This window comes from Thermorhabdus hydrogeniformans (genome assembly GCF_049310025.1).
In the GTDB taxonomy this organism is placed as follows: domain Bacteria; phylum Bacillota; class Thermosediminibacteria; order Thermosediminibacterales; family Tepidanaerobacteraceae; genus JBJYKD01.
Map to the genome: position 1 here is coordinate 1 of NZ_JBJYKD010000010.1, position 18,407 is coordinate 18,407.

Annotated in this window: 22 protein-coding genes; 1 reads left to right on the forward strand and 21 read right to left on the reverse strand. The window is 41.6% G+C overall.

Going from position 1 to position 18,407, the window contains the following annotated elements; genetic code table 11:
• Nucleotides 1-157: 157 nt before the first annotated feature.
• Nucleotides 158-352 carry a hypothetical protein gene (locus ACKX14_RS06730; protein WP_422445948.1) on the reverse strand — a complete coding sequence of 65 codons (195 nt, stop codon included), beginning with the start codon at nucleotides 350-352 and terminating at the stop codon, nucleotides 158-160.
• A gap of 100 nt (nucleotides 353-452) precedes the next feature.
• Between ACKX14_RS06730 and ACKX14_RS06735 the strand changes: the two genes are divergently transcribed.
• A complete protein-coding gene (locus tag ACKX14_RS06735) occupies nucleotides 453-1,154 on the forward strand; it encodes a stalk domain-containing protein (RefSeq protein ID WP_422445950.1) in 702 nt (233 codons plus the stop codon).
• Between the two features lies 1 nt (nucleotide 1,155).
• Here the strand turns inward: ACKX14_RS06735 and ACKX14_RS06740 are convergent, their stop codons facing one another.
• The 20 genes from ACKX14_RS06740 to ACKX14_RS06835 all read right to left on the reverse strand — a co-directional run bounded on the left by ACKX14_RS06740 (nucleotide 1,156) and on the right by ACKX14_RS06835 (nucleotide 18,329).
• On the reverse strand, nucleotides 1,156-1,371 hold the full coding sequence (locus ACKX14_RS06740; RefSeq protein ID WP_422445952.1) for a hypothetical protein: 216 nt from the start codon (nucleotides 1,369-1,371) through the stop codon (nucleotides 1,156-1,158).
• Between the two features lie 3 nt (nucleotides 1,372-1,374).
• Complete coding sequence (locus ACKX14_RS06745; protein ID WP_422445954.1) at nucleotides 1,375-3,672, reverse strand: phage tail spike protein; 2,298 nt, start codon at nucleotides 3,670-3,672, stop codon at nucleotides 1,375-1,377.
• Nucleotides 3,672-4,259: a phage distal tail protein gene (locus ACKX14_RS06750; RefSeq protein ID WP_422445956.1), complete on the reverse strand. Its 588-nt coding sequence runs from the start codon at nucleotides 4,257-4,259 to the stop codon at nucleotides 3,672-3,674. Before ACKX14_RS06750 ends, ACKX14_RS06745 begins: the two co-directional genes overlap by 1 nt.
• An 11-nt stretch (nucleotides 4,260-4,270) precedes the next feature.
• Nucleotides 4,271-4,660 (reverse strand): hypothetical protein, encoded by a 390-nt coding sequence (locus ACKX14_RS06755; RefSeq protein WP_422445958.1) that lies wholly within the window; start codon nucleotides 4,658-4,660, stop codon nucleotides 4,271-4,273.
• A 5-nt stretch (nucleotides 4,661-4,665) separates the two neighbouring features.
• Nucleotides 4,666-5,184 (reverse strand): distal tail protein Dit, encoded by a 519-nt coding sequence (locus ACKX14_RS06760; RefSeq protein WP_422445960.1) that lies wholly within the window; start codon nucleotides 5,182-5,184, stop codon nucleotides 4,666-4,668.
• The gene (locus tag ACKX14_RS06765; protein WP_422445962.1) at nucleotides 5,185-8,817 is read right to left on the reverse strand and encodes a hypothetical protein; all 3,633 of its coding nucleotides are present in this window, start codon (nucleotides 8,815-8,817) and stop codon (nucleotides 5,185-5,187) included.
• A 171-nt stretch (nucleotides 8,818-8,988) separates the two neighbouring features.
• Nucleotides 8,989-9,429, reverse strand: coding sequence for a hypothetical protein (locus ACKX14_RS06770; RefSeq protein WP_422445964.1), 441 nt, complete (start codon nucleotides 9,427-9,429; stop codon nucleotides 8,989-8,991).
• Nucleotides 9,430-9,474: 45 nt separating this feature from the next.
• Nucleotides 9,475-9,990, reverse strand: coding sequence for a hypothetical protein (locus ACKX14_RS06775; protein ID WP_422445966.1), 516 nt, complete (start codon nucleotides 9,988-9,990; stop codon nucleotides 9,475-9,477).
• A 1-nt stretch (nucleotide 9,991) separates the two neighbouring features.
• Entirely contained in the window at nucleotides 9,992-10,369 is a 378-nt protein-coding gene (locus tag ACKX14_RS06780; protein WP_422445968.1) for a minor capsid protein, read from the reverse strand.
• Nucleotides 10,366-10,854, reverse strand: coding sequence for an HK97 gp10 family phage protein (locus ACKX14_RS06785; protein ID WP_422445970.1), 489 nt, complete (start codon nucleotides 10,852-10,854; stop codon nucleotides 10,366-10,368). The genes ACKX14_RS06780 and ACKX14_RS06785 overlap by 4 nt, the downstream gene beginning before the upstream one ends.
• Complete coding sequence (locus ACKX14_RS06790) at nucleotides 10,854-11,150, reverse strand: hypothetical protein (protein ID WP_422445972.1); 297 nt, start codon at nucleotides 11,148-11,150, stop codon at nucleotides 10,854-10,856. The genes ACKX14_RS06785 and ACKX14_RS06790 overlap by 1 nt, the downstream gene beginning before the upstream one ends.
• Nucleotides 11,147-11,644: a DnaT-like ssDNA-binding protein gene (locus ACKX14_RS06795; protein ID WP_422445974.1), complete on the reverse strand. Its 498-nt coding sequence runs from the start codon at nucleotides 11,642-11,644 to the stop codon at nucleotides 11,147-11,149. Before ACKX14_RS06795 ends, ACKX14_RS06790 begins: the two co-directional genes overlap by 4 nt.
• Before the next feature lie 107 nt (nucleotides 11,645-11,751).
• Nucleotides 11,752-12,603, reverse strand: a complete 852-nt coding sequence (locus ACKX14_RS06800; RefSeq protein ID WP_422445976.1) for a phage major capsid protein — start codon at nucleotides 12,601-12,603, stop codon at nucleotides 11,752-11,754.
• 14 nt (nucleotides 12,604-12,617) lie between these two features.
• Entirely contained in the window at nucleotides 12,618-13,241 is a 624-nt protein-coding gene (locus ACKX14_RS06805; protein ID WP_422445977.1) for a capsid assembly scaffolding protein Gp46 family protein, read from the reverse strand.
• Nucleotides 13,242-13,314: 73 nt separating this feature from the next.
• Complete coding sequence (locus ACKX14_RS06810) at nucleotides 13,315-13,614, reverse strand: hypothetical protein (RefSeq protein WP_422445979.1); 300 nt, start codon at nucleotides 13,612-13,614, stop codon at nucleotides 13,315-13,317.
• Nucleotides 13,611-13,937: a hypothetical protein gene (locus tag ACKX14_RS06815; protein WP_422445981.1), complete on the reverse strand. Its 327-nt coding sequence runs from the start codon at nucleotides 13,935-13,937 to the stop codon at nucleotides 13,611-13,613. The genes ACKX14_RS06810 and ACKX14_RS06815 overlap by 4 nt, the downstream gene beginning before the upstream one ends.
• 33 nt (nucleotides 13,938-13,970) lie before the next feature.
• The gene (locus ACKX14_RS06820) at nucleotides 13,971-15,116 is read right to left on the reverse strand and encodes a phage minor capsid protein (RefSeq protein ID WP_422445983.1); all 1,146 of its coding nucleotides are present in this window, start codon (nucleotides 15,114-15,116) and stop codon (nucleotides 13,971-13,973) included.
• On the reverse strand, nucleotides 15,116-16,549 hold the full coding sequence (locus ACKX14_RS06825; protein WP_422445985.1) for a phage portal protein: 1,434 nt from the start codon (nucleotides 16,547-16,549) through the stop codon (nucleotides 15,116-15,118). Before ACKX14_RS06825 ends, ACKX14_RS06820 begins: the two co-directional genes overlap by 1 nt.
• Nucleotides 16,550-16,553: 4 nt before the next feature.
• The gene (locus ACKX14_RS06830; RefSeq protein WP_422445987.1) at nucleotides 16,554-17,813 is read right to left on the reverse strand and encodes a PBSX family phage terminase large subunit; all 1,260 of its coding nucleotides are present in this window, start codon (nucleotides 17,811-17,813) and stop codon (nucleotides 16,554-16,556) included.
• Between the two features lie 6 nt (nucleotides 17,814-17,819).
• Nucleotides 17,820-18,329 (reverse strand): terminase small subunit, encoded by a 510-nt coding sequence (locus ACKX14_RS06835; protein WP_422445989.1) that lies wholly within the window; start codon nucleotides 18,327-18,329, stop codon nucleotides 17,820-17,822.
• Nucleotides 18,330-18,407: the final 78 nt, after the last annotated feature.

Consider the following 18,407-nt stretch of genomic DNA (forward strand, 5'->3'; position numbering starts at 1 on the left):
TCTTCATTCTTGAGCATCATCTTTCTTCGTCCCGACAGAGCCGATGTTCCAGCGAAGATTTCCGCCGCTGTTGCAGTAACTGTTTTAATCCCCGTCACCGGCGTTCTGATGGTGTAATTTAAAACATCATCTTTTGTAGGAACAAATATCTGTGCCATTATACCACCTCTTCAAAAAATACTTTTCCATTTGTTATTCCCAGTCGCCAGGATGTGCCCTGGTTATCTTTAATAACAATTCCCCCTGCAAACCTGCTGTCGATTACATCCATATTGCCGTTGATGTCGGCTATGTTGACAGGGTCTGTGCCATCTGGCTTTTTAAGATTGAGATTGGGAGTAAAAGTAGCCATAGAATCACCTCACATAAAAAAATGCTGGCTTGAAAGCCAGGTTAACATATTGCATAAATCGTGGTAAAATTAGGACAAAATATAAATGGAGGGGTTACAAATGAAAAAGTTTATGATTCTTCTTGTAATTAGCTTATTGCTTATCACCTCTTCTGTATCTGCTGCCGTCGAGCAGTTCATCCTCACCAGGTCGCCTTTCCCAATCATAGTAAACGGACAGGCCCTCAAATCAGACCTGCCCGTGCTGAATTACAAAGGTAATACATACATTCCCCTGAAAAAGGTAGGAGAGGCCCTGGGTGTACCGGTGGAGTTTAAGGATAATAAAATTGTGATTGGGGAAGGGGGAAAAGGCGATACAGTTACAAATAATACATCAGATGTTGCCACAGCTAAGGTTAATGAGTTAATTCAATTTGATAAATCAAAAATAAAAATTAACAGTGTCTCTTACAGTAATACTTTTACATTTGATAAATATATGAAAAACCATGCTGGAACTTCCGACCCATATAAAGCCCGTGATGGTTATTCCCTTATCATAATTAATGGTGATTTTTTAATATTAGAAGCTCCTAAAAATAAATTTGATTGGAGACCAATAGATATTAATGTTGAGGTTAATTTTAACACTGGACAGTCTATACGCCCACGTTTTTATGATTTTGAAGAAGATACTGTTAAATTAAATTCATGGACAAATATAACTTGGGGATTAGAATTCCCAAAAAATATCAAGCCAACTTCAATAACTGTTATTGACCCTGTTAGTCATAAAAAAGTAGAGGTTTCATTAGAATAAGTTATTTAGATGGGTTTTCTTGTAAAATTGTATTTATATTATCAAGCTCATTTTTAAGTCTTTTGCAGTAGTCTTGAATTTTTATAACTTGTTCATTATACGCTTGTAAATTATATTCCAATCTTCGTTTATATTTCATTAATTCTTCAAGGGTCATTTCGTTTTGGTAATTTAAAATGAATTTATCCCCATTTTTTTGTAATTTATTTAATTGCATTCTTCATACCCCCATAAAGAATTGACAAAATATAGTAGCGTCGATACGGCCAAGCTGACTGCTGCCCAGTTCAATTGTATTCCATTGCCCTATAGTTAAATATGGGGCAATATTTATATTTGACTGGTCAGCATTGAAAGGCCCTCCCAATTCTGATGTTCTATCAATCCCATTAATTTTTATCGTTATATTTGATGGCATTGTGCTTAAATATATACCGTATATTATAGGGTGCATATGTGATGGTATATTTACATCATGTGTATGAGTAGGAGCAATAAAATCATGTGAATGTGGTCGTAAAGTTACCCAATGATAATGATATGCATCATCAAACAAGTGATCGTGCTCTCCATCATAACCTATATCGTGGTCATGAAGGCCGGATTCTAAAAATACAGTGTATCCTCCACCATATAAAGCTAGTTTAGTCCCATCAGGAATGCCATGATTATGTCTTCCGCTTGTGCCGGTTAAACCGCCATGGTCATGGTTTCCTTCATAAGATAAAATTCTAAATGGGGGAACAAATCCTCTGCTTGTATCAATTCCCCATACATCATCTTCGGATGTAAAATAATCACCGCCACCGTTCGCCGTAGTTGACGACACGCTGCCGCCGCTACTGCTGGTAACTGTGCTTCCTCCCCCACTCGCTGCTCCCTTCTCATAAGCCCTAAACTGCTGGAGACGAAAACGCAGGATTGCCCTTCTAATACTCCTTGTCTCCGGTGGAATATAAACATTTAATACCAGCGGATTAGCCGAATCCACATTGTCGGCTCTGCCTTCCTGCCAGGATTGGAGGATTCCGTCCTGGTCAAGGATTGTCTGTTGGCCGGTTTTATCTTTTATAATTAGCCCAAAAATATCAGTATCATATTCCCCCAATCTAACCCTTATATTGTTCTGCCTATCTACCACATACAAGCAGTTTCCGTCAATATAAAGATTTCCTGCTTCGCTTATCACCCTCACCAGCGAAGTATTAAGCTGCCCTGTATTTATAACATCTGCAGTAAAACCGTCTCCTGTGCCAAACGTCCTCCATATCCAATTGCCGTTGGCATCCTTCTGATTCGCAATCGCCAGCATTCCGCCTACAAGCGCTATGGCCTTTGTGGGATTGTCTTTGTTATCCAATATCAAAAGACCTTGGTCGTTAGCAACAACAGTGCCCAATCCAGCTTGAAGTTCATTGTTGTGTGCATCAATAATACCTTCCAGCCATTTGGTGGAGAGTTTCTTTGTCTGCCGGTTGAAGGCATTATTAACTATGTCCTGGGTCTTTTTGAAGGATACAAAGTAATCGGTCAGCTTCGGAATGAAGTTGCCCAAAACCACCGATGACCTCTGCGGCTCATAAGGATAATAGGTGTATTCCAGAATCTCAGCCTTAACGTCTATACCCAGTTCTTCATCAATGATTGTAATAATATCACCTAGGTTGAATTTCTCATATTCATAGCTTGCAAGCTTCGATAATTCCACCACATTGACATCATAAGATACTTTAGGCATTTCTACATCCGCAAGATATTTCCGTGCCTCATCTAAAAGCTTTTGCGGGTCATCTATATCATCAAATTTAACTTCACTGATTTTGGGCCGTGGGAAATTTCCGATATACCGGCTGTCAATATATTTATGGCCGGTAATGCTTTCAAAAGTAAGCCCATCTTTGCCGTAAACATATAGCCGGGTTACTACATCCCGGCCATCGGTAATCTTTTTTATGGTCTTGATGTTTTTCTTATATCTAAACTGAATGCCGTTATCCTGGCCTATATTATGGAGCAAGGATATCTTGAAATTATCCCGCTTTAGCTCTCCACCCCATACCTCTATAACTTTGAGGATATTGTGATGTATATCCCCTCTCTCAAGCCTTATATCCGATACGGGAAATTCATCCACTCTTTCAACAGTAAACCGGGTGCCACTTAAAAGCATGTTTAATACTGCCTGGGGAGTGGTGGCAGGGATAAAGTTAAATTCTTCTCGGTCTTCTTCCCAGTATTCGTCGAGAAGCTCAAAATAGATATGTTTCCCTTCGACAGTGCCTATCAATTTATTTTCCTCGTCTCTTGCTTCATCAAAGTAGTTTATTATAAAATATTGGCCTTTGATTTCAACATAGTTTCCATATTGAATATACTGCCATTTAGGATCATTCCGAGGCAAATTCATTGAGAAGGCATAATCTCCATTGATTTGCTCTGTCACCTTAACGTTGAAGGCATTTTCAAGATAAGCTATCCGCTTCAAATCCTTGTCAAGGACTATGGGGACGTCTCTCATTATAACCACCTGTCTTTATACTGGATTTGTATGGTCATAAGCACATTGCCGGTATCGTCCTGGATAACTAAATAATTTACCCCTGTTTCTAACTCAATAAATTTATCTACTGAATTATTGGCAAGTATATCATTTACCAAAGCAATAAATTTTTCTGTATCGATAACAAGTGTTTGTCCTGGCCCCAATTCGCCCGTAAATACCATCTGCGATAACATGGCCGTAAGCTGCAAAGAATCGATAATAATCTCTTTTGGTAGATAAAGCATCTGTTTTGAATCTATTAGATATATCTTATCTGCCGATATGATAAATTTGGTATCCGTTAATTTTTCCCTACTGGCGTATATAATCTGTTTGCTATCGGCTAAAGTTTCTCTGTCTAACGTTATAACTTGCTTTGTATCTGCAAAAATAATTTTTTCTACCGTCAATACAATCTTGGTATCAATATTCCCGGTAAAATCCATGGTCAAAGACTGCTTTGTATCAATTAAAGTTTTAAGAGCGTTCGCAAGCATATCCCATGTGTATAAACCTAAACTATCCCAGGTATTTTGTGATAACTGATTCCATGTATATCCCATAAAATCACGTCCTATACGGCATATTCAACAGCAGTTATTTTATAGTCTATGTTTGTTCTGTTCTGACTGTCCTGGCCCGGCGCTACAATCACACGCCTCCATATCTTTACCACATCTCCCGACTGCCCGGATGCGGCTATGCTTCCTACATTCAAACTGTCGCTAAAAGCCCCCGGAGAACCGTTTAAATCTAGTGCAAATTTTATATCTACATTCGCATCATCATTTACTGCCGTTATTACTACATTCTCATACCTTTTGACAGTGCTATCATTTCCGATATAAATTGCTCTATCAGCAGTAAATCCGGTGGTTCCATTTCCCGTTGCCACATCAGGATTGCTCCCGTCACCCTCGCTAAACATGCCAGTTTTATTGCTGTTGGCATATATGTGCAGCACTCGAATCACCCCTTATAAAGCATGATTTTGATATTTTTCATATTCACGGAACCATTATTTTTGATTGATATTATAAACGGCGTCTTATATGTCCCCTGGCTATTTATTATTATGACTTCTGGTTTGGTGGAAAAACTCAAGCTTTTATCTGTATACGCAAAAGGCTCACACTTAAACTGAAGTGTGAACCTTCCAAGGTTTATGGTCTGCTCTAAATCTATCCTGTTATTGATTTTTGCTAGGTAATATTTATCCGGCTCATCATCAAAAATAAGTTTCCCCCGGGTGGTCGAATATAGCCATGCCGCAATCTGCCTGGCTTTGCTTCGTAAGTCTCCGACAATAGCGCAATCAACTTCTATAATCCGGTCTTCAAGTTCCCCTGAAGAATAATCGTATACTCCATGCCTGCCTGGAATAACTTCTTCTACTTGGCGAATGGAGGGAAGTAATTGCCTGTTCCGTGAGCGCATATAAATTCCATATTCCGAACTGTGGTGTCCGTTAAATGTGAAACCCAACAATTACCCCACCTCCAATGTATTCCGCAGTATTTTTGCCTGCTCTCGCTGGTAATTTTCTATATCCAGCTTATCCTTAAATATTTTCTGCCCGTAATCATTTAACGTTACTATTATCGGCCTCGGCGCTCCTGCAAAAGCAGGTCTTGCCCCTTGCACATTCATGATTATGTCTTTTATCGGCCTTATATCAAGTCCAGCAAGAAGCGTTGGTGTAAAAGCCTTCCACCAGGTGTGCAGCCTTGACAATGGCCCTTCCTTTGCCGGAGAATGAAGCTCTAAAACATCCGACGCCGCCTGTGCAAGTTTCGTGGCCGCTTCTTTCACTCTCTGGGCCTGTTCCTCCAAGCCTCTTGCAAATGCCTGGCCCAGGGCCTGGGCTGATTGATAATATACTCCAGCTTTAGATTGCAACATGCTGATGATATCATCCTGATTTTGCTTATAAACTTCCAGATTTTGCTGGGCAAACTGCTGTGCGCTGGCTAAAATTTGCTCATGAGTCTGCTCTATGATGAATTTCCTTTCATCCAGTTTTTGTTTTTCTTCCTCATATGCTTTCTTTGTCCTTTCAAGTAAATCATCATAATAAGCCTGGGCTTCTTTAATTAGCTCGTCGTAATGGGCTTTGATGGCATCCTTTTCCTCGGCAAAGCGCTCTTGCATAAGCTCATATTCCTGCTGGAGTTGGTCTTTCTGGATCTCTGCATTCTCCTTAATGTTGTCAATTTGGTCTTGCAGGGATTGAGTAAGTTGTTCATTTTGGATGTCCCTTATTTGTTTTGCCAGTTCTTTAGCCTTTTCCTGGCCCTCTGCTGTTGTAGACTTAGAATATAATTCATATAGCCTCTGTAAGTCTGCAAGTTGCTCTTGTCTATCCTGTTCCTCGGCAGCCCTGTTTATGGCATCTATCTGGTCTTGCAAGGCCTTTATTTTGGCATTGGCCTCATCATCAATCATTTTGAGCCTTGCTTTGTAATTCTTTTCGTATTCTCTTTGCTCTCTATCAAGACTATCAAGGGCCTCTTGCTGGGCCTCTCTTAATGCGTCGATCTTCTCGTTTTTTTCTCGGTTGATTAGGTCTATCCTATCGTTATAGGCCTCCTGCAAGGCATCATATTCCTTCTGAAGAGCCTCGATTTGAGCATTATACATTTTGTCAGCTGCATTCTTTACTGCCTCTACCGAATTGTCCAGCATTTCCTTCCGGACTCTATATACTTCTCTATCCGCTTCCTTATAAAACTCGCTGTTTTTTGCGTATCTATCTCTTACCCGCTCCCATGCGGCTAGTTCTTCTTCTAAAGACATTCGGTTATAATATTTCTCCTGGTCAATCCAGTTCTTAGAGAATTCAAAGGACTGCCGCATTTTCTCCTGACGGGCATCATATATCATCGTATCGAGTTGCCTTATTTCATCGGCAGTTTTAGCATATTTCGCTTTTATAGTCTCCAGCATTTTGATTTCATCATCTATAGTTAATTGATTTAAATGTTTTCGGTAATTATATACATCAAGAGCGTTTTCCAGGGCTTCATTACGATATACTTCCTGTGCTTTTGATGCTTTTGTATTTATTTTTGCAGCACTGGTTGCGATAGAAGAAGTATATAGCTGTGTCCGCAACCTGTCTAATTCAGCTATGCTGTTTTGCAGTTCGTTAATATATCTTTGCTGACCCTGTATTTGTATTTCATAAGGAGTGGCCCAATCTTGTTCCAAGACACTTCCGATTAACCCGCCGAAGGGTACCAATGGATTTTTCAAGACCTTTGCCAGGATCTTTTGTTGCTCTAAATAAGCCTGTTGCTCTATTTTTAAGCTTTTGAGTATGGCATTAGCCCTGTCAAGCTCACTTTGGATATCCAGTTTCCTTTGCCTTATCTTGGCTTCTATAGCTTTTTTATGTTCTTCGCTGCTGTTTTTGACCTGCTCGACTTCTTTCTTTAATGCCTCAATGCTTATGCCGATAAGTTCTCCGTCTTTACCCCTTACCGCTATATCCTGGCCGAAGATATCTATAAGATACTGCATGGTATTTGCTAACTGGCTGGCTTCCTGGGCCGATAAGTTCTGTTTTTGTGCAAGATTTATATACTGCTGGGCACTCTCTATTATTTTCTGATTGGTGTTCTGTATTGCGGTATATTTTTCTATCTCTGATTTTATTGCGTCATTATTGGTATACTGCTGGATTTTGGCCTGCTCTTCCAGGGCTTTATTGTATATTTTTATGGCTTCCGTTGCAGTTTCATACGTATATCCAAGCTGGCGCAGTTTTTTGTCCAGCTCGCCTATTTGCGCCTGAGTAATGGCAATAGTTGTATCATAACCGGCGGCCACCCCCGGGCTTTCACGGAAGGTATTTTTGGCTTCTTCAAGTTTTGCCTTTAATTCATCATATCGTCTAATTAAATCCTCAAGCTGCTGGGCCTCTTGTTTGATTTCTTCCACCTGGTTATCCTGAATACCTTCGACCTTGATTTTGTTTAATTGCTCTACCTTTTGGTTGAAAAGTTCCTGCTCTTTTTTTGCTCTTTGCGTGGCCGCTATATAGTTATAAATTGCCGCTACAACCGCACCGATAGCCAGAGCCACCCATCCCCAGGGAGACTTCAGCAGGGTGACATTTAGGAGTTCAATGGCTTTTTTTACCTGGGGGATTATTAAGTTCAATGAAGTAAATAGGGCCACAAGACCGGTCAAGGATGTCGTTACGGTTATGATGCCGGCAACCAATTGCGGATGTGCATTTGCTAAATTTGTAAACCCCTGTAGCACTAAACTCATAACCGAATATAAGTTTTCCATGGCAGGTGCTAGTGCATTGCCAACAGCAGTCTTGGCATAATTTACCTGCACCTCAAATGCGCTCATCTGACCGGAAAGACTGTTTGCTAGCTTAGCAGCATCACCAAGTTGGTGCTGAGTTTCCTTCAATATACCGTTAAATATGGCCTGCCGCACTCCTGCATCGGATGTGGCCCGGGATAAATCCTGGGCTGAATATCCCGCTTCCTCCAGCATAACGGAAAGGTTTTTTGTGACACCAGCATTATCTACCAATATGCTGTTACCATTCTTGATACCTTCCGTAGCTGAAACAATAGCCTCTCCGAAGGATAATGCTCCTTGTCTGCCAAAAGCAGCACTATCTTTAAACCGCTGCATTAGGATTATAGCCTGATCAAGTCCAAAACCGGCCAGCAGTAAATTTTTTAATCCTGTAGCCGCTTCGCCAATAGACATCAGCCCATCTTTGGAAAGTTCCTTTGCAGCTTCCGTAACATCATTAAGATTAATATTTAAACTTGCTGCAGTAGACTGCAACCCAATAATGGCATTATTGAATTGATTTGTAGAATTTATTACATCCTGAATGCCCTTTATCATCCCGTAAAATGCTGCTGCTGATGCTACCGCTACTTTTGTAAGTTCCGCCTGCACTTCCCTGGCCCCATCGGCAACATTTTTACTCCCCTGTGCTATCTGTTTTGCAGCATCCGATGCTTTTTTTGCCTGTTCCTGGGTCTGTTTTGCCAGATCCTGTATCTCTTTTTTGACGCCATTCATCGTGGCTTTAAAGGCTTCAGCAGTAGCTCGGATTGTAGCTGTAATAGATCCTACTTCCATTTTCTCACCACCTTTACTGGCGGATCACTTTAAATCCCATCTCTTCAAATGAAAAGTCCTGCTGTTTTTCGTCTGGAAGTTTTGATATGTCAAGCAATGTTTTTATCTCGTCGATGTAATAGTCCTCGAATAACTCCCTTTTGCTAATTCCTTTGTTTAAAGCCCACAATATCAGGTATTGGAGCCAATTTTCATCATCTGGTTGATTACCGGTATTTTCTCCATCATAGGATAAATTTTTTTTTGAAGTTCATCAAGCTTATTTATTTTTACAAATTCCTGCATAATTTCTATTAGTTCAAGGGGTGTCATTTTTTCCTCAAGATGTTTTCTGTCAACATCAAGTATTTCAGATATAATATCAAGCATCTTATCCGGCAATAAAGCAATAAGTTTAGGGAGAAGATCCAGCACTTTATCAAAAGTAATATCTCCTATTTCACTTAATGCTTCTTCCGCTGTTTTCCCCGGATATAAAGCCTTAAATATTTCTTGCGGAAAATCCTGAAGTAATTGAAGCACCTTCAAATATTTGCCTAAAGGCATTTTTTTTATTTCAATACCATGTATTTTTTTAGATTGAGGAAGCGATTTTTCTATACTGTTCGCCATGTTATCCCTCCTTAAAAACATAACAGAGGGAAATTAATCCCTCTGTTATACTGTTTTATCCACAATCTCACCGTATTCATTCATATCGTTTGCCAGTGCTTCAAGCGTAATGGGTATGAGCTGCACTCCGTTTTTGGTATAGCTTGTCTGAACATTTCCGGTGGAAACCACTCTAAACAGTGTAATCGTTCTATCAAGGCCATCTGGATTTTTGCCTACCAATTTTACCTGGTGTTCAGGTAGTTCAAAATTCGGCTTTAGAGTTAATGTTTTGGTTTTGAGAGTAGTATCTTCAGTTAATGCTGTATCCGGTAAGCCCAATGCAAGTTTATAATTTTCCAGAGTGGCTTCAGCCATATTTACGGTTATCGTCAAGGTTTCACCGGTTTTTACCTTTTTTACAGGCAAAAGTTCTTGATCGACTTCTATATTCTGGAATGTGGGACTGTAATTAAGCGATGCTCCATCCTGAGTATAACCGATATCTATCCATGTGGTACCGCCATCTTTCGAAATACTCATCGATACGGCACCGACTAAAACATTCTTTCTGGTACCCATTTTAATACCTCCTTGTGATTTCTAAATTTAAACTGATTTCATATCTGCCATTTGTATCCTGGCCGATGTATGTCGGCTCCTGTGCAAATTCACTGTAATAGATATAAAAATCTCCAAGGGAATAATTTTCCTTGGAGTGAAATAAGGCAAATATTTCTTCTGCTTTGGAATTAGCCAGGGCATAATCGATATTTCTTACAATAAACTGAAAGGTTGGATATCTAATAGCCTCAATATAGTCAGGCCTATAACCTCCCGTCTCAAGGATGGTTATACAATTGTCTGGTTCTGCCGGTTGAAAGCCTATAAAAATATCATTCCCCAAAGCACCGATACCGTGTGTTTGCAGGAATTTAGCAATTTCTTCTATCAACATCATTTATTCAGCACCTCTTTGACTTTATCGGCTATGGTTTGCATATACTTTTTTGAGTAAAACTTTAGCGGTCTTTCAAGGTACTTCCTTCCCGGCTCCATGCCATCCACGGGAGGCTTTCCTCTTGTGAAAACACCTCGGCCATCGATATACTCACCTATTCTTCGTCCTTCCTGGTCATATTGCGGATATGTGCCCATCCTGGGCGCTTCCTCATGTCTGCGAAGGGCATATGGCACACCGCTGAAAATCACTCTTTGCTTTATTTCTTTTCCGTTATTGATAAGCTTTCCAAGGTGTCCTGCTGCTTCCAAATCTCCTGTTAAATGCGGCGCCAACGCCTTGGACTTTTCCAGCAGATCCTCTGCGTTTTCGTTTACACCTTCTTCTATCGCTTTTATGACTTCATCAGTGGCCTTATCCAGGTTTGCCATTATTTCTTCTATGCCATCCCATTGAATGGAAAAGTCAAGTAAATCATCGGCCATCAGACCCACACCTTTCGATATGCAAAAGCTCCATCAAAACACATGATGTCGGCAAAATTTAATACAAAATAAACTCTACCGTCATACTCCAGCTTATCATCAAGTCCCACCTTATCAGCTACGTAAAAAACCCCCTGGCTTACTGCATCCTTGCCGGTTTTGTCCTTAATGAGCTTCATGCCGCCCTCAAACCGGCAATGAATATCAATCGGTTCAGCATAAATAGGCTTACCGTATGCATCCTGCCCGGTCTTTTTAAACCACGTCGCAACCTGGTTTAGGTAATCTTTTATCATGTTATAAGCACCGCCCCGGCAAGATAAGGCTTGAGCAATTCTTTTGCCTCTTGACTAATAAGCCCCCGGCCAGACCCGGGCCGATATGTCTCAGAAACATCGCCAATATCAACCGCCTGAACTCCTTCCTGTTGAAGTTTTCTCCTTTGGCTGTTGCCTCTTTCGAGCAATGCCAGAGCTTCTTCACATGTAGCATCTTTGACAGCCTGCGGCACATCTGTCTCGCACCACCAGCCGGGAAGAAGGTCAAAACGATACTGTGAAGGCGGTGCTCCAGGTGCAAGATAACATCTTGGAAAGGCCAGCGGCTGTTTTAAATCAACCGGCCTGCCTTTAAGCGGCTGCCGGTCTATTGCTTTTGTCGCCTGCTTGAGGGCTTTTTCTTTATCTGATTCTGTTGCATTGTTCCAGGCGTCGCTGTAGAGTCTTCCTGCAAAATATTCATCTGCTCCGGCGATGTCGATGTAGGAATCAATTCCGACGGTGATTGACATTCTATCACCTCATATTCGGAAGAACGGGAGAGCCTTTCTGCAAGCTCTCCCGTAACTTCCCATGTTAGACCAGTTTTTTTATTGCGAAACCACATTTTTCTCACACCTTATGCCTTGTTGGCAGTCATAACCACTATAGCTTCAGGCCTTACAAGTTTAGCACCATAGAGATGGAGCCCCTTAACTGCGTCAGCAAACCGCTTCTCCGGCCTGTAGGCTTCAACTTTGTTAATTTGTTCAGCATAGGTGATAGCAATAGTGGAACCGGCGATAATCTTATATTTTGTGCCTGCAGTATTCGGAACATTGTGAGATACCAGCACTGTAAAGCCTGCGGCCTGGCCTACTTCACCATTTCTCAACACCTGGTCGGATGTGGGAGTTCCGGCCTTGACAAAGCGGTCATCTTTCAAGAGAAGGCCATAAAACCAGGGTGGAACAACTACCCAACGGTTTGCCCTGGGTACTTTGTTGTCGTCAAGGATTATTGCCATGTCTACCAAATGTTCATAAGCATCCGCTTTTGTAGGAACCACCGGAGTAGTATCATTCCCTATGGTATTTCCTGCGGCAACGCCAGTATAAAGCCCTGCTATATACTGGTCTGCGGCATCGGCAAGAGCATAAGCGGCCTCTCTCATTGCATCATCCATCACTTTAGGATTCTGCTGTGCCCGGTCGATATCATCCACCTGGAAATTGAAATACTTGGCCTGATCTATTACAAGAGTGGTCTGATCACCGTTCAAAGCTTCAGGATCTCCGATGTTAGTATTTTTGGTATATGTTCCAACAGTTATGGGGCCAATGTTGTTGATTTTAACAGTATTACCCACATCTCTTATTTCACCTTCATAATCCCTGTTTACGACATTAGCCTGACCGTATACAAGGGATTTTTGAAGGTTCTGGAGTAGCCTTGCACTCCATATGGTTGGAATAAAATTATCAATCGCCATTATCTATCATCCTCCTATTTAAGTTTTCCTTCTGCCATCAGCTTACTGATGATATCCCAGTTTTTATTGATTTCATCCGGTGACATTCTTTCGATTTGTTCACGTGTAAAAGTCGGAGAACCGCTACCAGGTGGATTAGTTCCTCCACCTATGGGCTTGCCTTGAATACCTAACAACTTCTTTAATTCCTCGGCATCGGCTTTTATCTCTTCTTCAGTCGTACCGAAGATTCTCGAAGCCCAGGAGAGAGGAAGGCCCATTTCAGTTAATACCTTGGTCTTAATCTGTTCTGCCCTTAGCGTTGCAAGCTCAAGCTCTTTATCGGCCATGGCCCTTTCATATTCAACTAGTTTTGCCTGAAGCTTTTCAGCTTCAGACATCTGGGATTCCTTTATCTTTTTTAGTTCTTCAGCCGCTTTTTTAAGTTCATTATAGTCTTTGTATTTTTCTCTCTCCCTGGCAAGCCTCTCATTGATGATGCGGTCTAAATCCTCCTGTGTAAAAGTCTTCGGCTCATTGCCAGTATTTCCGCTTCCAGCGTTTCCGCCCTTATTGGCGTCATTACCCCCAGCGCCTGTTTGGGTATTTGTTCCCTGGCCGGTGCCGTCCCCGCCATCTGCAAAAAGCTGTAAGTTCATATGTCATTTACCTCCTTCTTTCACCGCACTTAACCGGCGTGCGTAACCGTATTTTGACATAATAAAAGCACCTTTACGGTGCCGGTGTAAACACATCTGGATTGTCTTTAATTACCTGATATAATCCTTTCGCAAGCTGGTCAACCTGTTCCTCTCTCAAGTCGATGTTAAATATATCGTCAATTCCATGGATTATCTCATGTATCAAAGCGCATTTTTGGACGTCATCAGCATATTTTGTTGAAATTTCTATAATACAATCATTATGTCGAATAACTCCATAACATAGTGTCGTACCGTCTATAACATCGCCATCCGTTTTTAGCACTTTTATATCTTTGTAACCTATTTTTACTTTGTCCGGAATTTTCATTTCACACCCGCCAATCTTTTGATACTGTCTGGCGGCTCCTCTTCCAGTTCCCGATACAATGTTATAAGTTTCCTGGCCGCCTTTCGTTTCTGTTCCATCGGTGCATCAACTCCGCCCCTTGCTCCCGCCAGGGCAGCCGCCGCCGCATGAACACCATTACGGTTCAATGTCCCGTCCGGTTCCCACACCGGTAACTTACACTGGCTTTTAGCAGTAGGTGCACCGTCATGCAAATGTATCAAACATGCCCTATGCCACTGCTGAACATCGTAATCCGATTCCTGGATGCTTCCCCAGGGCTTGTTTGAGACAGCCAATGTCATCACCTCCTTTGGGCATAAAAATACCGCCTTGGTTTATTTACCTTGGCGGTTTGTTATGAGATGCTTAATATTTGGGCAATTATTAATTATATCACTGCTTTTATCTTTAGTCACTGTGCGTTTAATATATTCTTCATACTGCTTCAATATACCCGCATCAATGCCCATCGGTCTTTTACCTGTATTATCATAACTCTTTTTTAGTTTTTGGGCAGCTTTAATTTTTTCTTCTAGCGGTATGTTTTCATTTAAAAGGATTTCCCTGGCTCTTTTCCGGTTAGTGGCGATTGTTACTAAATCTCTCATTTCTTTATAAGCCTGTTTTTCAGCCTCGCTTCGTGGGTCTTTCGTTAATGAAGTATTGCTATACCTTTGTGTTTCATCTGCATTAGGGTCAAGTTTACGAATATAGGGCATCAAAACATGCCGGCAATTAGGGTGAACGGGAACCCTCGCTCTATCACCATCATATTTGGGATATCTTTTATCTCTGCCTGATAAACTGAAAACTTTTCCCTGAAGAGGTGCACATAGTTCACATGTGGGATAATGCGTCGATATCCTTACCAGGTCAACACCAAATTCCTTGCACTCGTTTATTGTTGCTATGGTTGCCGCCTCTCTGGTTGTCGTCCGTGCTACCATTTCGGCATAGCTGTCCAGCCTCCATTTCCTTCCAAGCTTATCAATGAATGCTGTCTGACCCTGGTCTAATAGTCTTTGAACCAGTCTTTGTTTCATATCCCTTACTGTAGTTCCGCTTACAAACTTACGTCCTGTTTCTTCAAGGCCTATTCGCCGAAATTCATCATTTATGCGTCTTCCGATAAACTGAAAGGCATCCCGCAAATTATCCGCCATATTCTGAGCCACAACATCAATGGCCCGCTGATGAATTACATTGGCCTCATTTATTTTATTTAAACCTAAGCTGTTCAAATATGCCACAACCTGTGCTGCATTCTGGCTGTAAACCTGTCCTATTGTTTGCTGTATCCATTGTTGGGTGTTATCATCAAGCTGGCTTAGTATATCGTAAACATCCTTCAATATTGCCTTCCAATATGTCGTCCATTGCCCCTTCGCTTCTTTTTGTATAATTATGCGAAGTATCTCCTCAAAGCCCTGGCGGTATAGCTCTATAAGCTGCTGAATCTGCTTTTCCTCATCAAAGGCCATTAACTACCACCGCCTGTATTTTGTTGCCCTTCCTGTTGTTCTGACGGTTGTAAATTCGGCCTGAATATCAAAGGCGTCTGCTGATTGGCTTCTGCTGTAATCTTCAACAGTTCATCCCGTAACGTCTGGGTATCAAATTCATATAAGTTCTTCAGCGCCGTTTCTCTCGACGCAAGGCCATTCTGTACCCGCAAGCTGTAGATCTGTGTCTTCTCCATCTCATCCTCTGGTAATCCATCACGCCATGCTATATTGATATTCTCAAGCTTGACTGCGTCACTCATACCCTGAGCAACTTCAAGTTCGCTTGCAAGCTTCAGCACTTTTTTGAGCGCCGGGTCAAACCTCATTCTAATTCTGTTTACTTTGGCTAGCGGGGCCATCATTAAACGTCTTAAAGCGCTACCACTTTCAGCAAGACCTTGCTTGAGCTGCCCGAATGCTGCAGCCGATGCCTCACTCAAGGCATAAAATTGCTCCATAAGAAGATCTATCTGCTTGAAAGCTGCTTCAAGCTGCCCGTCCCAAGTGACATATCCTGGCGGATTCTCCCCGTCGCCCACAGGAAAGTATTTCCCGCCGCCACGAAAAGTCCATTGCCCTGTCTCTGGATCTTTTTCAAGCGCTGTTTCCGGCCCATACATATTCGGATCTGCGTGCTTGTCTAGTATACGGCTTATCTGCGCAACTCTGATTTCGAGTTCCTGAATAACGCTGTCAAGGTCGCTATAATCATCAAGGCCCGTCACTCTGTCCGTTGTCAGCACATTGTTTACCGGCACTATGAGAAAATCATCAATGCCGGTCTGTTGTTCTTCTCTGCTTATTTCCTGCGATATTTTGCCATCCTTGACAATGTATTCTGCCGTTGTGATTTTTCCTTTTTCGTGTATCTCGGCTTTAAGATGCTGTATTTTCTTCGTCCCGAACAGGCCCTGTATCTCTTCATCCCAAGTCCACGCCAGCACATGGGCTGTGATTTCCTTGACGTTGTCCGGCTTTACAACCGGAAACCATATTATCGGCGGCTGGCCTTCTATGATTGCCCTACCGTCGTGCCTAATCTTGAATAATCCGGTGCCGAACCGTGATACGTCTAATGCCACCTCGTATGCAACGTTTATCAAACCGTTGTCGTTTATAATTCTCTCTAATGTCTGCTGCTCTGGGCTGCCTTCTTCGCCTGCTGTAATCTTCGGCGGCTCTCCTAACAACAAATCAGCCCAAAGCGTCGATAATCGCTTGGGCCAATTGAGAATTATTTCCAATATTGCCTTCTGGTCTTCCCGAAGCAGCCTAACCCAGTCTTTATATACCTGGTCATGCTTACCCTCGAATAATTTTCTATTGTTGTCGTATAACTGCAATCTGTCTATTTCACTCGGCGGGGGCCATTTCTGCCCTATGCTCAGGAAGTTTATGTCTGTCAGCATGTCATCACCATCCCTGCGGTTTGTTTACAATCGGTTTTCTTTCGAGCATATCATCTTCCAAGGCATATCTGACGGCGTCTATCGTATGGTTATTTTTATCAGGGAATTCCGCTTTAAAATTGCCATTACTGTCTTTTTCTAATTCATAATTAAGGAATTCTCTTGCCGCATTAGGGCACCTGTCAATGTCGATTATAATTTCCTCTAAGTCTTGCAAGAATTTAATTCCATAATCAACGCTATCAGGGCCTTTCTTTGCTCCTTTGATTCTTATGCCATATGTTTTCATCTCTGCTATGGATTTTGGTTCGGCGCTATCAGCAATTATGGTCTGGTGCTCTGGATCTTTCTTTTTAATTAACTCTGCGGCTTTCCGATTACTCAATCCTACCTGATATATTTCATCGAAAATAAACAATCTTCGCCTGGTCTTGTTATAATGAACCTTGATATAAACAAAAGGATCTATGGCATATCCCCAGTCTATCCCCCGCTTAATCCGGTCGAAAGTTTTGATTTCATCGTCTGTTATTTTCCGTATTATTACATTGGTGAATATCTCGCCGCCAGTGCCGGTCACTTCGCCCAAATATTCATGCCTGTATGCTTTTTCATTGACTTTCTTTAAGTGTTCCGCTTCAATAAAAAACTGTTCCCCGAGCCATTCCCGAGGAACAGTCAAATACGTGCTATGATGTACTTTCCTATCTGGCCTTTCAATCAATACTTCTTCATTAACCCAGTTTCTAACCGAATTTGGCGGATTGTAGGTATAGAATACAACGAATTGTTCACCGCCACGCATAAGGGATTGATTGATTATGCGAATTTCTTCCATGCCGTTAAATTCGTCTACTTCTTCATACCAAATATATTTCACATAACCCCGACTAACCTTGATTGATTTAATTTTCCTCGGTTTATCCGCTCCCCGAAATAAAATCTTCTGTCCCGTTGGAAGATAAGTTAGCTCCATCGGGTTATGTTTAATATCCCAATACTCTGCTACTTTTAACTTTTCTATCGCCCAAACTAACTGCTCAAATACGCTGTCCTTTATCGTTTCTTTAACCTTTCGCAAGACCACGGCATTGGCATCTGGGTCTTTCATTATCCCGAGGATAATTTCTATACTGACAAACGATGATTTTGTGCTGCCTCTGCCGCCTTTTAACCAGTAATGTGTATAACGATTATGTTTTATATCGCTATGGATTTCATAAAACGATGGTGCTATGACTTTTCTTAAGTTCACTGTAACCATGAAGCATCACTCATCTATGTCATCAACTATTTGTACACCTACATCACCGCTAATATTTATTTTATCTGTAAACATCCCTAAATGCTTGCCAAGCTTTTCAAGTGCAGGGCATTTGTCATGGAGCCGGATTTTCCTCACACGTTTAACACCGCCAGAAGGAAGTTCCGTTTCTGTTTCTGAAACCTCAACAATTGCTGCAGCATCATCTTCGGAAAGTTCGTTACTAGGTTTTATTCGAATGCTGCCGAAGTCATCCCATTCTACAAAATCAGTTATCTTTGCAAAGCCTATCCTGGCGTATTCACGGATTACACGATCCTGACTGATACCAGTCCTTCTTGATCTTTCCGCCATCGCTTCAGCAATCGCATTTGATACTGTAGTTTTCTGTAGTAATTGATAACCTATCTCACTTGCTCTTTTAGGACTATATCCTGCTCTGATAGCGGCTTGCGTTGCATTCAAGTCAATTAAATACTCTTCAACAAACCGCTTCTGTTTTTCTGTTAATGCCACCTCACCTCACCCACTTTCAGGGCAAATAAAAAAAGAACCTTTGCATACTTTTTATAACAAACCCTTCGCCTTAAGGCT

Excerpts from the sequence above, each read along its gene's own strand:
- ACKX14_RS06810 (WP_422445979.1), bottom strand. The coding sequence starts at position 13,614 with ATGAAAATTCCGGACAAAGTAAAAATAGGTTACAAAGATATAAAAGTG.
- ACKX14_RS06825 (WP_422445985.1), bottom strand. The coding sequence starts at position 16,549 with ATGCTGACAGACATAAACTTCCTGAGCATAGGGCAGAAATGGCCCCCG.
- ACKX14_RS06815 (WP_422445981.1), bottom strand. The coding sequence starts at position 13,937 with ATGACATTGGCTGTCTCAAACAAGCCCTGGGGAAGCATCCAGGAATCG.
- ACKX14_RS06830 (WP_422445987.1), bottom strand. The coding sequence starts at position 17,813 with ATGGTTACAGTGAACTTAAGAAAAGTCATAGCACCATCGTTTTATGAA.
- ACKX14_RS06745 (WP_422445954.1), bottom strand. The coding sequence starts at position 3,672 with ATGAGAGACGTCCCCATAGTCCTTGACAAGGATTTGAAGCGGATAGCT.
- ACKX14_RS06750 (WP_422445956.1), bottom strand. The coding sequence starts at position 4,259 with ATGGGATATACATGGAATCAGTTATCACAAAATACCTGGGATAGTTTA.
- ACKX14_RS06795 (WP_422445974.1), bottom strand. The coding sequence starts at position 11,644 with ATGTCAATCACCGTCGGAATTGATTCCTACATCGACATCGCCGGAGCA.
- ACKX14_RS06730 (WP_422445948.1), bottom strand. The coding sequence starts at position 352 with ATGGCTACTTTTACTCCCAATCTCAATCTTAAAAAGCCAGATGGCACA.
- ACKX14_RS06775 (WP_422445966.1), bottom strand. The coding sequence starts at position 9,990 with ATGGGTACCAGAAAGAATGTTTTAGTCGGTGCCGTATCGATGAGTATT.
- ACKX14_RS06785 (WP_422445970.1), bottom strand. The coding sequence starts at position 10,854 with ATGGCCGATGATTTACTTGACTTTTCCATTCAATGGGATGGCATAGAA.
- ACKX14_RS06805 (WP_422445977.1), bottom strand. The coding sequence starts at position 13,241 with ATGAACTTACAGCTTTTTGCAGATGGCGGGGACGGCACCGGCCAGGGA.
- ACKX14_RS06740 (WP_422445952.1), bottom strand. The coding sequence starts at position 1,371 with ATGCAATTAAATAAATTACAAAAAAATGGGGATAAATTCATTTTAAAT.
- ACKX14_RS06780 (WP_422445968.1), bottom strand. The coding sequence starts at position 10,369 with ATGATGTTGATAGAAGAAATTGCTAAATTCCTGCAAACACACGGTATC.
- ACKX14_RS06820 (WP_422445983.1), bottom strand. The coding sequence starts at position 15,116 with ATGGCCTTTGATGAGGAAAAGCAGATTCAGCAGCTTATAGAGCTATAC.
- ACKX14_RS06765 (WP_422445962.1), bottom strand. The coding sequence starts at position 8,817 with ATGGAAGTAGGATCTATTACAGCTACAATCCGAGCTACTGCTGAAGCC.
- ACKX14_RS06800 (WP_422445976.1), bottom strand. The coding sequence starts at position 12,603 with ATGGCGATTGATAATTTTATTCCAACCATATGGAGTGCAAGGCTACTC.
- ACKX14_RS06735 (WP_422445950.1), top strand. The coding sequence starts at position 453 with ATGAAAAAGTTTATGATTCTTCTTGTAATTAGCTTATTGCTTATCACC.
- ACKX14_RS06770 (WP_422445964.1), bottom strand. The coding sequence starts at position 9,429 with ATGGCGAACAGTATAGAAAAATCGCTTCCTCAATCTAAAAAAATACAT.
- ACKX14_RS06790 (WP_422445972.1), bottom strand. The coding sequence starts at position 11,150 with ATGATAAAAGATTACCTAAACCAGGTTGCGACGTGGTTTAAAAAGACC.